The following is a 15,216-nucleotide window of genomic DNA, read 5'->3' on the forward strand; positions in this document are numbered from 1 at the left end:
ATTTCGAAATTTCCGTGACTTGTTCAGTCTTTGATAACCATCTTCGGTAACCATAAGCATCAGTAGAGAGTAAGCGTATGGAGCGAGTACCAATGGCAGCAGTTTTTCCGCTGGCCGATTTTCGGCGTGCCGGTTTTGATCGTGCGGGCGAGAGCGACGCCTGGAAAGACAGCATCATCAAGGGTGATTGCGTCGCTGCCTTGGATGCCCTTCCCAGCCAGTCGGTAGATGCGATTTTTGCTGATCCGCCCTACAATCTCCAGCTTGGTGGTGCGCTTCACCGCCCGGACCAGTCTCTGGTCGATGCGGTGGATGATGAGTGGGATCAGTTCGCGTCCTTCGAGGCATATGATGCGTTTACACGGGCATGGCTTCTGGCCTGCCGCCGTGTCCTGAAGCCGAACGGCACGATCTGGGTGATCGGCTCCTACCACAACATTTTCCGCGTCGGGGCGATGCTCCAGAATCTCGATTTCTGGCTCCTCAATGATATCGTCTGGCGCAAGACCAACCCCATGCCGAATTTCAAGGGGCGCCGGTTCCAGAACGCCCATGAAACGATGATCTGGGCGAGCCGCGATCCAAAAGCCAAGGGTTACACGTTCAACTACGAGGCGTTGAAAGCCTCGAACGACGACGTGCAGATGCGCTCTGACTGGTTGTTCCCGATTTGCAGCGGCCACGAACGGCTGAAGGGCGAAGACGGCAAGAAGGTTCATCCGACGCAGAAGCCGGAAGCTCTGCTTGCCCGCATCATCATGGCGTCCACCAAGCCTGGCGATGTCGTTCTCGATCCTTTCTTTGGCTCTGGCACGACCGGTGCCGTTGCAAAGCGCCTCGGTCGCCACTTTGTAGGCATCGAGCGCGAGCAGGATTACATCGATGCGGCGTCCGCGCGTATCGCGGCTGTCGAGCCGCTCGGCAAGGCCGAATTGACGGTTATGACGGGCAAGAAGGCAGAGCCGCGCGTCGCTTTCAACACGCTGGTGGAAAGCGGGCTTGTCCGCCCTGGCCAGGTTCTGACCGACGCCAAACGCCGCTATAGCGCCATTATTCGTGCGGATGGTACGATCGCATCCGGCGGCGCTGCCGGTTCCATTCACCGCCTTGGCGCGAAAGTGCAGGGCTTCGATGCATGCAATGGCTGGACATTCTGGCACTACGAGGATGGCGACGAGCTGAAGCCGATCGACGATCTGAGAGCGGTCATCCGCAGCCAACTGGCAAAGGCAGAATAATCTTGAGGCCGTAAGGCTGAAGGCGAACGATCCACCGCCCGCCTTGTCAGTGACACGTCTCCATCCGGTTTTAGTACCTTCAGTCCCGGATGGGGAACGACCAACGCCCAGCACTTCACGGTGCTGGGCGTTGGTGTTTTAAATTCGCTTTAATGTTGCAATTTTTTGACGATCATCAAGTTCGCTGTAAGGTTCACGCAAGTGTGACCCCATAGTTTCATGTCAGCGGGATGATTTAGCGGAGAAACAAGCCGCAGCGCTTCCCCGGAAATTGATTTGAAAATCCCGGCCGGTTTCGGCCAGGCTGACGCAGGCAGGAGACCGCCATTTCCGCCTGCGTCAGAAGTTTTCAGAGTGTCACGCCGTAGTGCGCAAGATCTTTTTTCAGCGTCGCCGCATCAGTAAAGCGAACCGCCTGCCAGCCGGCTTCTTTTGCCCCGTCAACATTGATTGCCGTATCGTCGATGAACAGGCTTGCGGCCGGATCAAGGTTGAAATTTTTCGCGTGCAGTTCGTAGATTGCCACATCCGGCTTGATCAGCCCGACGTCGCCTGAGACGGTCACGCCGCGTGTCTTCGTCAGAAATGGAAACATCTTCTGGGCTTCGCGGAAGGTGTCGGATGCAAAATTGGTCAGCATCGTCACATCGCGCCCCTGATCGATCAGGCCAAGCATGACGGCAACGGATTCGTCGTAGGAATGCGAGACCATCTCATGCCAGTATTTGCGAAATGCGCGAATGTGCTCTTCGCGATCAGGAAATTTTTCGACCAGCAGCGCTTCGGCATCCTCCCAGCGACGCCCACGATCCTGCTCCAGATTCCAGTCGTGCGTGCAGACGTTCTCGAAGAACCACTTGCGCTCGTCAGCATCCGGAATAAGACGGCTATAGGGAATTTGGGGATCGTAATGGATCAGCACCTTGCCGATGTCGAATACGATATGCTCGATCTTGGTCATAAAACTTTCCTGTTTTTCTCGAAGGCCATCGGGATAGCCTGCGAGATGGCTTTTTTCATTACGGTTGGCAGCGCCTGCGCATCAAGATTTGTGACGGGCTCCCACCATCCGTCATTGCGGCCGGTTTGCAGACCATCTGGCACCTGCGCGCGGAAAACCGAAAGCCTCAATTCGAAATGGGTGAAGACATGCACAATCGACCCCGTCGGTTGCCAGTCGGCGGCAAAAGGCGCGTAGCTTTCGTCCGTGCCACCGTCGACCCTGGCGGTCCAGGCTGTTGTCGGCACTTCGGTCATACCACCCAGCAGGCCGCTTTCCTCCCGGCGTCTCAGCAGAATTTCTCCTCTGCTGTTCACGGCAATGAAGGCGGCACCCAGCCGCACAGGCTTTTGCTTTTTGGCAGCCTTGACCGGAAAACGTTCCGGATCGTCGTTCGCCAGCGCCAGACAGTCGCTGTTGAAAGGACAGAGTGCGCAGGCAGGCCGCTTCGGCGTACAGATTGTTGCGCCGAGATCCATCATGGCCTGCGCGAAATCGCCGGGCCGGTCGCTCGGCGTTATCTCCGCCACCCGTGTTTTCATGGCAGGTTTCGACCCGGGAAGGGGAGCATCGATGGCAAATAGCCGCGAGATGACACGCTCGACATTGCCGTCCATCACCGCTGCCTGCCGATTAAAGGCGATGGCCGCGACTGCCGCCGCCGTGTAATCGCCGATGCCGGGAAGCTGCCGCAACCCGTCTTCGGTATCAGGAAAAATGCCGCCATGAGCGCTCGCGACTGTTTCGGCGCATTTTTTTAGATTGCGGGCACGCGCGTAATAACCAAGGCCCGCCCAGGCGGCCATGACATCCTCGGATGGTGCCGCGGCCAGATCACGAACGGTTGGCCACAAGCCAAGAAACTTGGCGAAATAGGGTTTGACCGCCTGCACCGTGGTCTGCTGCAGCATCACTTCCGAAAGCCATACATGATAGGGGTCGGCGCGTTTGCCCTTTTCGGCCATGGCAGGCGAGGTGCGCCAGGGTAACTCGCGATGGTGCCGGTCGTACCACCGAAGCAAAGCGATCGCATGGGACGTTGAGGCGGTTTTTTGAAGCATGGTTTGCCGTTTCACTTGGATTTGGCCTATACTTGGTTCATTCACCGAAGCCGATCAAGAAGATACAGGCTGCTTGCAGTCCGAAAACCCTGGTAAACCATGCGATATCCCCAGAAGGGCGTCATTCAGATAGCCGAAATCGCCAACGGAATCATGGACCCCGTCCTGTCCAAGCGTGCGGGAATCAATACCGCGCTGCTTGGTTCGTGGGATGAGATCGCCGGCGAGGACTTCGCCGACTGCACGCGGCCTGAAAAAATCACCTGGCCACGGCGCGATGAAGGACCGGATCGCGGTGGCTATCAGTCTGGCGTGCTGACTATCGCCTGCGAGGGCGCCCGGGCACTGTTTCTCACCCATGCGCAGGGTGAGTTGATCGCCCGCATCAACGGCTTCTTCGGATTTCCGGCCATCCGCCAGATCAGGATCGTGCAGAAACCCGTTTCCCAGACGATGTCTCGCAAGAGAAAACCGCAGCCCCTGCGTGGCGATGCGGCGAGACGTCTCGAAGATATGATGGACGGCATCGAGAGCGAGGCGCTGCGCAAGGCCGTCACCAGGCTGGGAACAGCAGTCCTCCAGCGCAAGCCTGTCCGCAAGGGGGCATTTTGAAGCAGCAGCTGATCTGTCGCAGGTCTGTCCTTGACTGGTCACAATTCTTTGACAAGAAGAATGTCAAAGGCCGCTTGTGATGAACAGATGGCCGCTATATCGGATTCGCAGACAATAGAGTCTAATAAAACAGGGTGCTTTCATGCATTTTTCCGAATTGACCGTTTCCCGCCGCAGCCTGCTTGGCGGTGTTGCATTCGCATCCGTCGCTGTGTCGTTGCCCGGCATCGTGCAGGCGCAGGAACTGCCGGAATCCACCGGCGATGTGGACATGGCAGAAGTCCTGAAGCCGGGTCCGTTGCCAGAGGCAGCGCTGGGTGATGCGAACGCGCCGGTCAAGATCGTCGAATACATGTCGATGACCTGCCCGCACTGCGCGCATTTCCACAACACGACCTTCGAAGAGATCAAGAAGAAGTATATCGATACCGGCAAGGTCTACTTCGTCATTCGCGAATTCCCGTTCGATCCGCGTGCTGCCGCCGCCTTCATGCTGGCGCGTTGCGCACCGCAGGGTCAGTACTTCCCGTTCGTTTCCATGCTCTTCAAGCAGCAGCAGACCTGGGCCGTTGCTCAGGATGCACGCGCCGCACTGCTGCAAATGTCGAAAATGGCCGGTTTTTCACAGGAGTCCTTCGAGGCCTGCTTGACGAACCAGAAGCTTCTGGATGATGTGAACGCAACGATGCAACGCGGTGCGACGGAGTTTGGCGTCAATTCCACGCCGACGTTCATCATCAACGGCAAGAAATACGCGGGAGACATGTCGGTTGAAACCATGTCGGCTGTCATCGACAAGGCTATCTGATCCGCTTTTTTTGATGAAAACGGGCGGCGGATATTTCCGTGCGCCCGTTTTTTATTGCCCTTTTCTTCTTGAAGGCGCGTTGGCATGAAGTTCAACAAGCTTCGCCTCCTCGGCTTCAAATCCTTTGTCGAACCTTCCGAATTCATTATCGAGCCGGGGTTGACGGGTGTCGTCGGCCCAAACGGTTGCGGCAAATCCAACCTCGTCGAAGCCCTCCGTTGGGTTATGGGCGAAAATTCCTACAAGAACATGCGCGCATCCGGCATGGATGACGTCATTTTCTCGGGGTCCGGCAATCGCCCGGCCAGAAATACTGCTGAAGTCGGCCTTTTTCTCGACAATTCGGATCGCACTGCGCCAGCTGCTTTCAACGATGCCGACGAAATTCAGGTCACGCGCCGCATCGAGCGCGAAAACGGCTCAGTTTATCGCATCAATGGCAAGGAGGCCCGTGCCAAGGATGTGCAGCTTCTCTTTGCGGATGCGTCAACCGGCGCGCGCTCGCCCTCCATGGTGGGGCAGGGCCGCATTGGCGAGCTCATCAATGCCAAGCCACAGGCGCGGCGACAGCTTCTGGAAGAGGCGGCCGGTATTTCCGGTCTGCATTCGCGCCGCCACGAGGCGGAACTACGCCTGCGTGCTGCCGAGACCAATCTCGAAAGGCTTGAAGATGTCACTGCTCAGCTAGAAAGCCAGATCGAAAGCCTGAAGCGTCAGGCGCGTCAGGCCAATCGCTTCAAGATGCTGTCTGCCGATATTCGCGCCCGTGAGGCGACGCTGCTTCATATCCGCTGGGTCGAGGCGAAGCAGCTGGAGGGCGAGTCCGAAAGCGCACTCAATCAGGCAACCGTCATTGTCGCCGAGAAGGCGCAGGCGCAGATGGAAGCAGCAAAGCAGCAGGGTATTGCCAGCCTGAAATTGCCTGAATTGCGCGAGAAAGAGGCGAAGATCGCTGCCACGCTTCAGCGTTTGCAGATTTCACGCAGCCAGCTCGACGACGAGGCGAACCGTCTGCTTCGCCGCCGAGATGAACTGGCGCGGCGTTTGGCCCAGCTTGGCGAGGATATTGTTCGTGAGGAGCGGCTGGTTTCCGATAATGCGCTGATCCTGTCCCGTCTGGATGAGGAAGAAGCGGAGCTTCTGGAAATCCTGTCCGATTCCGGCCGTTACGCTGAAGAAACGAAGGAAGCCTTTGAGACAGCGGCGGCAAAGCTCATTGAAAGCGAAGCTGTTTTTGCGGCCTTGACCGCCGAACGTGCGGCCGCATCGGCATCTCGACAGCAGCTTGAACGTGCGATCCGCGATCTCGCCGATCGTCGTCTCAGGCTTGAGAAACAATCGCAGGATGCGTCGGCTGAAATCGATACCATCGATGAAAAGCTCTCGGTTCTGCCTGATCCGGCTGAACGGCGCGAAGCTGTCGAGGCAGCTGAAATGGCAGTCGAGGATGCTGCGATCGTTGTAGAGGAAGCTGAAGCGTTGGTTGCGCAGGCACGCTCAACCGAAGCGCTCGCTCGTGGTCCGTTGGAAGCTGCGCGAAACAGGCTGAATGGGCTGGAAACCGAGGCGAGGACCATCGCCAAAATTCTCGCTAGCGGCGCTGCCACAGGTGCTTTTACGCCGGTCGCAGAAGAGCTGACGGTGGAGCGCGGTTTCGAGGCAGCGCTTGGCGCAGCCTTGGGAGATGATCTGGAGAGTTCGCTCGATCGGTCCGCGCCGGCCTATTGGCAGGTGAACGGCGTTGGCACGGAAGATCCGGCATTGCCGCAGGGGGTGAAGCCGCTTCTCGATTATGCCAGCGCGCCATCGGCGCTTGCGCGGGCGCTTGCCCAGATCGGTGTCGTCTCTGATATCGCGCACGCGCAGTCATTGATGCCCTCGCTCAAGGCGGGCCAGCGGCTTGTCACCCGCGAAGGCGCGCTTTTCCGTTGGGACGGCCACGTCACCAGTGCCGACGCACCGGGCGCTGCCGCGCTGCGCCTGTCGCAGAAAAATCGCCTTGCCGAAATCGAAGCTGAGCTGGATGAAGCTCGTGATGTTTTGGCTGAGGCCGAGGAGCAATTGGCGGCCGCCAGCGAGGAAATCCGCATCTCCGAGCTCAGGCTTTCCGAAGCGCGCGACCGAAATCGCCTTGCCGCCCGGCAGCTTTCCGAAGCGCGCGACGCGCTTTCTGCGGCAGAGCGTGCCTCCGGTGATCTCCTGCGCCGTCGCGATATCGTCTCCGAGGCGCTGAACCAGATTGCTGCTCAGGTCGAAGAGGTTGTTTTTCAGGAGGAAAATGCCCGCATCGAGATGGACGATGCACCTGATCTTTCGTCGCTTGATCTTCGGTTGCGCGAAAGCCAGCTTGATGTCGCGACCGACCGCAGCCTAGTGGCCGAAGCGCGTGCCAGGCACGAAGGCTTGAACCGCGAGGCGGAGAGCCGCCAGCATCGTCTTCAGGCGATCGCGCAGGAACGCTCGACGTGGCAGGCGCGGGTTGCCAGTGCGGCGGATCACATTTCAACGTTGCGCGAGCGCGAGGAAGAAGCCCGGGAAGAAATCGCCGAACTTGATATCGCGCCGGAAGAGTTCGATGAGAAGCGACGAACACTTCTCAACGAGTTGCAGAAGGCCGAGGAGGGGCGCCGCGCTGCTGCGGATCGGTTGGTGGAAGCCGAAAACCTGCAACGGGATGCCGACAGAATTGCCGCCACCGCTTTGTCTGAATTGGCGGAAGCGCGCGAAAAGCGTGGCCGTGCAGAAGAGCGGCTGGTTTCAGCACGGGAGAAACGCCAGGAAACCGAACACCGTATTCGGGAGGCTTTGAACTCCGAACCGCATATGGCGCTGCGATTGACCGGTCTTGCACCGGACGCTCCGTTGCCGGACGTTCGTGAGGTTGAACGCGATCTCGACCGATTAAAGATCGAACGCGAAAGGCTTGGGGCGGTCAACCTGCGTGCTGAAGAGGAACAGGCGGAGCTGTCGCAGAAGCTTGCGACGCTTATCAAGGAACGCGACGACATCATTGATGCGGTGCGCAAGCTGCGTGCGGGCATTCAGAACCTTAACCGCGAGGGGCGTGAACGCCTGATTGCCGCCTTTGATGTGGTCAACACCCAGTTTCAGCGGCTTTTCACCCACCTGTTCGGCGGCGGTACGGCAGAACTGCAACTGATCGAATCCGATGATCCGCTGGAAGCCGGACTGGAAATTCTTGCCCGCCCGCCAGGCAAGAAGCCGCAAACCATGACGCTTTTGTCGGGTGGCGAGCAGGCGCTGACAGCCATGGCGTTGATCTTCGCTGTCTTCCTGACCAACCCCGCACCGATCTGCGTGCTGGACGAGGTGGATGCGCCGCTGGATGATCACAATGTCGAGCGATATTGCAATCTGATGGACGAGATGGTGGCGTCGACGGAAACACGTTTCGTCATCATTACCCACAATCCGATCACCATGGCGCGCATGAACCGCCTGTTCGGCGTTACCATGGCAGAGCAGGGTGTTTCGCAGCTCGTATCCGTGGATTTGCAGACCGCCGAGCAATTGCGCGAAGCCGTTTAAGTTTTCCCGCAGTCTCGTCGAAGCATTGAAGCTGTGGCTACGTTGTTTGACGTAACCGTATCACCCATTCGGGTGAGCGACATGGGCTGTCGTTTTGATATCTTGCAATGAAGGCATGGGTCTCCCAACCGCCCGCTTGCCGACCCCCCATCCGGGTTCCTGTACCGGATGGTATGCCTTGCGAGGCCAGCGCTGTGGTCTCGCAAGGCTTTCTTTTGCGTGAAGATCAGGCCGGCATCAGCCGCAGCCGCGTTCCCCAGGGATCTATCGCCTCAACAGCGCCACTCTCCATCTCAACCAGAACATAACCCGCTTTGCGGAGCCGCTCCTTCTGCGCCTCCAGATCGGCAGCGTTACGCACGCTCAAGGAAAACCAGTCGAGGCCCGTTTCCGCAGTATTGCGTTCTTTCGCGCCTTTGCTGTTCCAGATGTTGACGGCGAGGTGATGATGATAGCGTCCCGACGACAGGAAAGATGCGTCACTGCGCTCTGCGCGCGTCGATTGCAAGCCCACGGCTTCTTCATAAAATGCCCGCGCCGCTGCGATCTCTCCGACTTTCAGATGAATATGGCCGATCCTCAAGGCCTCCGGCGCAATCTCATAGTCGTCTTTCCTGATATTGGTCAGAGACACGAGGTCGTCGATATCAAGCTGTTCGGTGCCCATCTTCACCACTTCGTCGGTCCAGATCCATTGCTCGCGCGGCCTGTCGCTATAGACCTCGATGCCGTTTCCTTCGGGATCGTTCAGATAGATCGCTTCACTGACATTATGGTCCGCAAATCCGGTGAGTGGGACCTGCGTGGTGGCAGCATGCACAAGCCAGCGGGCGAGATCTTTTCGGGTCGGCATCAGATACGCGATATGGAAGAGACCAGCCGAGGTCGGGCTTTCAAAATCAGCCGCCGGTTTATGCACCAGATGCAGCAGGGGCGTGCCGTTGACACCGAGCGTCAGTCCGCGGGCGGTCTGCTCTATTTCCCTGAGGCCGAGTACAGAATGGTAAAAGGCCTGCATTGCATCGATATCGCGGACCTTTAATGCCGCCTCGCCGACATGCATTGGAGTGGTCAGGGCGAAGGGAAGGGCATTTGTCGCAGGCGGAGGAACAGCTCCCCCTTCAGCGTGCACGGCATTGGCCAGAGCCGATGCGGCGCAGGAAATTCCGGCGAGTTTCAACGTATGGCGTCTTGTCAGCAGCATGGAAAATCTCTTTTTGGTAATGGAATCTGCTTAGGGAACACTCCGTTTCTGCGCACTACACGAGTGCGTTACAGCTTTGGCTCGATAAATCACCATCATCTGCAAAGAACGTGATTGACCGATTCTCCAAGCCTGATCGTCCTGATAAATCCGTTTTGCGGCAATTCTTGAACCGACTTTGCCGCAATTATGCTGCACTGCGATGTAAACTTGGAATCGCAACGTTTCCAATGCGCTGCCAATGCTGTACATGATAGAAAAATGACAACGCTTCTGGGTGGAGAGCGTGCAATGAAAAAGTGGGTTTACACCTTCGGCAACGGTGCTGCCGAGGGCGGAGCAGGTGACACTGCGATACTGGGCGGCAAGGGGGCGAACCTTGCCGAAATGGCAAGTCTCGGCCTGCCTGTCCCTCCTGGCCTCACAATCATTGCTGATGCCTGTGCGCTCTATCATAAAAACGGTCGCGATCTTCCCGAAGAGCTGAAACTGCAGGTGATGTCAGGCCTTAGCGGCATGGAAGTCTCCACCGGAAAAAAGTTCGGTGGCAGCGCGCACCCTTTGCTGCTCTCCGTTCGTTCAGGCGCACGCGCTTCGATGCCCGGCATGATGGATACGGTTTTGAACCTCGGCCTGAACGACCAGACGGTGCAGGCGCTTGGTCATGACGCGGGCGACGCACGTTTCGCATGGGACAGCTACCGTCGCTTCATCCAGATGTATGCCGATGTCGTCATGGGCCTCGATCATGAAATGTTCGAGGAAATTCTGGAAGACGAAAAAAGCCGCCTCGGCCACGAATATGATACCGACCTCGGCGCCGTTGAATGGCAGCATGTCGTCTCGCTCTACAAGAAGCTGATCGAGGATGAGCTGGGCGAGGAGTTCCCGCAGGACTGTCATGTTCAGCTTTGGGGTGCGATCGGTGCGGTGTTCGCTAGCTGGACGAACCATCGCGCTGTCACTTACCGCCATTTGCACAATATTCCGGGCGACTGGGGAACCGCGGTCAACGTTCAGGCCATGGTATTCGGCAATCTCGGTTCATCCTCGGCAACCGGGGTTGCTTTCACCCGCAATCCGTCCACGGGTGAAGCTGAGCTCTATGGCGAGTTTCTCGTCAATGCACAGGGAGAAGACGTCGTTGCGGGTATCCGCACACCGCAATCCATCACGGAGGCCGCCCGGATCGTTTCTGGTTCCGACAAGCCTTCAATGGAAAAGCTGATGCCGGAGGCTTTCGCCGAGTTCACGGCGATCTGCAAGCGGCTTGAGACCCACTATCAAGACATGCAGGATCTGGAGTTCACCATCGAGCGTGGCACGCTCTGGATGCTCCAGACCCGCAACGGCAAACGCACCACGCGTGCCGCCATGAAGATCGCCGTCGATATGGTCGAGGAAGGGCTGATCTCGGAGGACGAAGCCGTCTGCCGCATCGAGCCATCATCGCTCGACCAGCTTCTCCACCCGACGATTGATCCGGATATCTCCCGGCCCATTATCGGCTCCGGTCTGCCGGCTTCACCCGGTGCTGCAACGGGTGAGATTGTCTTTACGGCAGAAGAGGCCGTTGCCGCAGAAGCGGAAGGTCGGCGCGTCATTCTGGTGCGCATCGAAACCAGCCCCGAAGACATTCACGGTATGCACGCCGCTGAAGGCATTTTGACCACGCGTGGTGGAATGACCAGCCACGCCGCCGTTGTGGCGCGTGGCATGGGCATCCCCTGTGTCACCGGTGCAGGCTCGATGCGCGTCGATATGCGCAACAGAGTTCTGATCGGCGTTGGCTGCATGCTGAAGCGTGGCGATATCATTACCATCGATGGCTCGTCCGGCCGCGTGCTGAAAGGCGAGGTGCCGATGACACAGCCCGAGCTTTCGGGTGACTTCGGCAAGTTGATGGTGTGGGCCGACCGCGCTCGCCGTATGACGGTGCGCACCAATGCCGATACGCCGGCCGATGCCCGTGCGGCACGCGCCTTCGGTGCGGAAGGCATTGGTCTTTGCCGAACGGAGCACATGTTCTTCGAGGGCGACCGCATTCATGTAATGCGTGAGATGATCCTGGCGGAAAGCGAAAAGGGCAGGCGCGCTGCACTCGATGAGCTTTTGCCGATGCAGCGATCGGATTTCACCGAACTGTTTACGATCATGCACGGTCTGCCGGTCACGATCCGTCTGCTCGATCCACCACTGCACGAGTTTTTGCCCAAGACGGATGGTGAGATCGTAGAAGTCGCGGCTGCGATGGGAATGCCGCAGACGGTCTTCCGTCAGCGTCTGGACGCGCTGCATGAGTTCAACCCGATGCTGGGTCATCGCGGTTGCCGTCTTGCCATTTCCTATCCGGAAATCGCCGAAATGCAGGCCCGTGCGATTTTCGAAGCGGCCGTAGAGGCCGCTCGGATCACGGGTGCACCGGTTGTGCCTGAGATCATGGTTCCACTGGTCGGCCTGCGATCGGAACTCGATTACGTGCGCGGCGTCATCGACCGTGTCGCGGCTGCCGTCGCGGAAGAGACCGGCATGACCATCGAATATCTCTCCGGCACGATGATCGAGCTGCCGCGTGCAGCGCTGCGCGCGCACGTTATCGCGGAGGCGGCGGAGTTCTTCTCCTTCGGCACGAACGACTTGACGCAAACGACCTTCGGCATCTCCCGCGATGATGCGGCGCGGTTCATCGATACCTATCAGCGCAAGGGTATCATCGAGCGTGATCCGTTTATCTCGCTTGATTTCGACGGGGTTGGAGAGTTGATCCGTATTGCCGCAGAACGCGGGCGTCAGACGCGCCCGGATCTGAAACTCGGCATTTGCGGTGAACATGGTGGTGATCCGGCATCGATCCACTTCTGTGAAGATGCCGGCTTGGACTATGTGTCCTGTTCACCGTTCCGCGTGCCGATCGCACGCCTTGCAGCGGCGCAGGCCGCACTGATTGAGAAGACTGGAGACGGCGATACGACGAGCAACGTCGCCGTCATTCCCGTCAGGGCCTCGGTTGGACGATAACGCGACGTTCGACAACGACAGGTCGATAGAACATGTCGCGGTCAACGCGGGCCTGCCAGGCGCGATTGTCCGCACGACGATCGAGCTCGAGATCGAGCAGGCATCCTGCCATCGGGTCGGTACCGGGGCGGAAACCGTAACCACGGCACGTGGCCTCGTCGCGTGCACGGCGTTCTTCCGGCGTTAAAGTCTGGCACGCGGTCAACGTCAGCATGGCGGCCAGCGAACCGAGGACGATGGAAACGCGCATTTTTTATCTCCCTACACCTGTATCGAACGCGGCACTTGTTCTTCGCGTTTGATACGCCTGTTTCCTATTCGGGAAAAGCGGTTTAAGCCGGTAAAGTTGCATCCTCCGCGCCGCTGCGTCAGGTTTGATCAAAGCGCGCCATTTCGGAGCGCATCCAGCTTGAATCTCCCCAGGTGGAAAGCCAGATCATCAAATCGGTAAGCGCGCTTATAACGGGCAAAAGCACCGCGTGACTTAGACCCTGCTTCATCTGGTTTTTCTCCGCTTCCTTCAGATGCGCGAGTTCTTGCATTTGTATGGAAGCAATCAGCCCATGCAGTTCAGGATCGATTGTTTGCAGGAATGTCAGTTGGTCTTGCAGGTGGCGGTGAACAGTGCTCTCGACGGCTTCCGTGCAGATCCAGACCATGTTGCGGCCGCCAAGCGCTGTCAAAAAACCAAGCACATAACCACCAAGGCTCCAGAGCGCCATGATGCGGCAAGGTTTTGCCTTTCTCGAAGGCATTGCATCCCGGAACAGGCGGCAATGATCTATCTCATCGTTTCGCATCTCTTGAAGTGCAGGGACGATATCCGGAAACAGGCGACGTGCCATCCAGATCTGCGCACCATAAATGCGAATGGCGCCGAATTCGCCAGCATGATTGACCTTCAGGATGCGCCGAACCGTAAGAGCAAGATCGCGTTTGTCGTCATTGCTCGACATGTCGGATGTCCCTCGGTGAGTTGCTTCAGCCACATCTCATGGACGAAAGACGTTTCGATTTCAATTACAGCGTTTGCCCATTCAACGAAAGCGCCGCTCCGATGGTCATCGTGAGCGGCGCGGGCCTTTGCAGAAGCTGGTAGCAGCGGTTACGCCGTCGCAACCTCACGGTCGTCGAGTGTGTCGATATCCTTGGCGTTGTTGTAGACGGCCTCGTTCAGAATGCCCTCGCGCTTGGCAACGATGGTGGGCACGAGCGCCTGACCGGCGACGTTGACTGCCGTGCGACCCATGTCGAGGATAGGATCGATAGCAAGCAGCAGGCCGACACCTTCGAGAGGCAGGCCAAGTGTCGATAGCGTCAACGTCAGCATGACGACCGCGCCTGTGAGGCCGGCTGTTGCGGCGGAGCCGAGGACGGACACAAAGACGATCAGAACGTATTCCTGAATGCCGAGCGGCACCTGGAAGAACTGCGCGATGAAGATCGCCGAAATTGCCGGATAGATTGCGGCGCAACCGTCCATCTTGGTTGTCGCACCGAGCGGAACGGAAAAGGCGGCATACTCGCGCGGCACACCAAGGCTCTTTTCAGTGACGGTTTCCGTGACGGGCAGGGTGCCTATGGAGGAACGCGAAACGAATGCGAGCTGAATGGCAGGCCATGCGCCCGCAAAGAAACGCGATGGTTTCAGGCCATGAGCAAGCAGCAGCGCGGGATAGACCACGAAGAGCACAAGCGCCAGTCCGATATAGACCGCAGCCGCGTACCAGCCGAGTTGCGAAAGCGTCGTCCAGCCATACTGGTCGACAGCGCGACCCAGAAGGCCGATCGTGCCGATGGGCGTGAGGCGAATGACCCACCACAAAATCTTGCGCACGATGGCGAGAAGAGACTGATTGAAGGCCAGGAACGGCTCGGCTGCCTTGCCCGCTTTCAGTGCGGCTACGCCAAAAGCAATCGATACCACGAGCAGTTGCAACACGTTGAAATTCAGCGATGTGCTGGCCGAACCGTTGTTGAGTTTGGTCGAGGCTTCAAGACCGAAGATATTGGCCGGAACGAGGCCCTTGAGGAAATCGAGCCAGGAGCCCGTGGACGACGGTGCTGCGGCTGCGGTATTTGCGATCGCGGTGTTGACCCCAGGCTGGATGATGAGACCAAGTGCTATGCCGATCACCACCGAAATAAGCGCCGTAATCGCGAACCACAGCAATGTTTGCCAGACGAGCTTGGCGGCATTGCTCAGGTTTTTCAGATTGGCAATCGAGGCGACGATGGCCGTGAAGATCAGCGGCGGAACGAGTGCGCGCAACAACTGCACAAAGATGCTGCCAATTGTCTGAAGCGTGACGGAAAGCCAGTTCTGACTGCCTGCGGCATCGGGGCCAATGTTGCGCGCAACGAGGCCAAGCAGCAGGCCGACGACCATGGCGGTCAGAACCTGAAAGCCGAAATTACGATAAAAGGGTTTTGCCCCCGAGGGGCGAGGGGACGTCGTTGCCTGTGACATGATGTGTCTCATTTTTAAGCAGGAAATCGAGAATGTTGCACTTTTAGCATGCATTCCCGGATAGGCGCTGCAGAATATGCGAAATTTCTCAGCATTTAAGAGATGGACTTGCGTAATTCGCGTATTGATGGTGTTTCATTCCGGAAAATTTGGCGTTTTAGAAATGAAGTTCCAGTTCTGCCGATCTCGATCTTGGAAGCGGTCCGGTCGGTCCGCTCCTTTATTTTCCTCGCCGCAAATCCGGTTTATGACACCA

The 15,216-nt window shown here is 58.0% G+C and carries 11 protein-coding genes; 5 read left to right on the forward strand and 6 right to left on the reverse strand.

Going from position 1 to position 15,216, the window contains the following annotated elements; translation table 11 throughout:
* Positions 1–92 precede the first annotated feature (92 nt).
* On the forward strand, positions 93–1,238 hold the full coding sequence (locus tag HWX89_RS12410; protein WP_138794769.1) for a site-specific DNA-methyltransferase: 1,146 nt from the start codon (positions 93–95) through the stop codon (positions 1,236–1,238).
* A 349-nt stretch (positions 1,239–1,587) separates the two neighbouring features.
* Here the strand turns inward: HWX89_RS12410 and HWX89_RS12415 are convergent, their stop codons facing one another.
* Together HWX89_RS12415 and mutY are read right to left on the reverse strand one after the other, a co-directional pair.
* Positions 1,588–2,199 carry an HAD family hydrolase gene (locus tag HWX89_RS12415; protein ID WP_138794770.1) on the reverse strand — a complete coding sequence of 204 codons (612 nt, stop codon included), beginning with the start codon at positions 2,197–2,199 and terminating at the stop codon, positions 1,588–1,590.
* Positions 2,196–3,299: an A/G-specific adenine glycosylase gene (gene mutY / locus HWX89_RS12420; protein WP_138794771.1), complete on the reverse strand. Its 1,104-nt coding sequence runs from the start codon at positions 3,297–3,299 to the stop codon at positions 2,196–2,198. Before mutY ends, HWX89_RS12415 begins: the two co-directional genes overlap by 4 nt.
* Positions 3,300–3,398: 99 nt before the next feature.
* Between mutY and HWX89_RS12425 the strand changes: the two genes are divergently transcribed.
* The 3 genes from HWX89_RS12425 (at position 3,399) to smc (ending at position 8,268) form a co-directional block, all read left to right on the forward strand.
* Entirely contained in the window at positions 3,399–3,911 is a 513-nt protein-coding gene (locus tag HWX89_RS12425) for a DUF721 domain-containing protein (RefSeq protein ID WP_138794772.1), read from the forward strand.
* 142 nt (positions 3,912–4,053) lie between these two features.
* Positions 4,054–4,719, forward strand: coding sequence for a DsbA family protein (locus tag HWX89_RS12430; RefSeq protein WP_138794773.1), 666 nt, complete (start codon positions 4,054–4,056; stop codon positions 4,717–4,719).
* Positions 4,720–4,803: 84 nt separating this feature from the next.
* Positions 4,804–8,268: a chromosome segregation protein SMC gene (smc, locus tag HWX89_RS12435; protein WP_138794774.1), complete on the forward strand. Its 3,465-nt coding sequence runs from the start codon at positions 4,804–4,806 to the stop codon at positions 8,266–8,268.
* 226 nt (positions 8,269–8,494) lie between these two features.
* On the opposite strand, the gene HWX89_RS12440 is transcribed toward smc, so the two are convergent.
* Entirely contained in the window at positions 8,495–9,472 is a 978-nt protein-coding gene (locus tag HWX89_RS12440; protein WP_138794775.1) for a VOC family protein, read from the reverse strand.
* 291 nt (positions 9,473–9,763) lie between these two features.
* Here HWX89_RS12440 and ppdK point away from each other — a divergent pair, with 291 nt between their 5' ends.
* Positions 9,764–12,490, forward strand: a complete 2,727-nt coding sequence (gene ppdK, locus HWX89_RS12445; protein WP_138794964.1) for a pyruvate, phosphate dikinase — start codon at positions 9,764–9,766, stop codon at positions 12,488–12,490.
* On the opposite strand, the gene HWX89_RS12450 is transcribed toward ppdK, so the two are convergent.
* From HWX89_RS12450 to HWX89_RS12460, 3 genes are all read right to left on the reverse strand, one after another.
* Positions 12,468–12,740, reverse strand: coding sequence for a hypothetical protein (locus HWX89_RS12450; protein WP_138794776.1), 273 nt, complete (start codon positions 12,738–12,740; stop codon positions 12,468–12,470). The genes ppdK and HWX89_RS12450 overlap by 23 nt on opposite strands.
* Before the next feature lie 118 nt (positions 12,741–12,858).
* On the reverse strand, positions 12,859–13,446 hold the full coding sequence (locus HWX89_RS12455; protein ID WP_138794777.1) for a demethoxyubiquinone hydroxylase family protein: 588 nt from the start codon (positions 13,444–13,446) through the stop codon (positions 12,859–12,861).
* 149 nt (positions 13,447–13,595) lie between these two features.
* The gene (locus HWX89_RS12460) at positions 13,596–14,960 is read right to left on the reverse strand and encodes a dicarboxylate/amino acid:cation symporter (RefSeq protein WP_138794778.1); all 1,365 of its coding nucleotides are present in this window, start codon (positions 14,958–14,960) and stop codon (positions 13,596–13,598) included.
* Between the last annotated feature and the right edge of the window lie 256 nt (positions 14,961–15,216).

This window comes from Rhizobium sp. RM, assembly GCF_013390595.1.
Lineage (GTDB): Bacteria > Pseudomonadota > Alphaproteobacteria > Rhizobiales > Rhizobiaceae > Agrobacterium.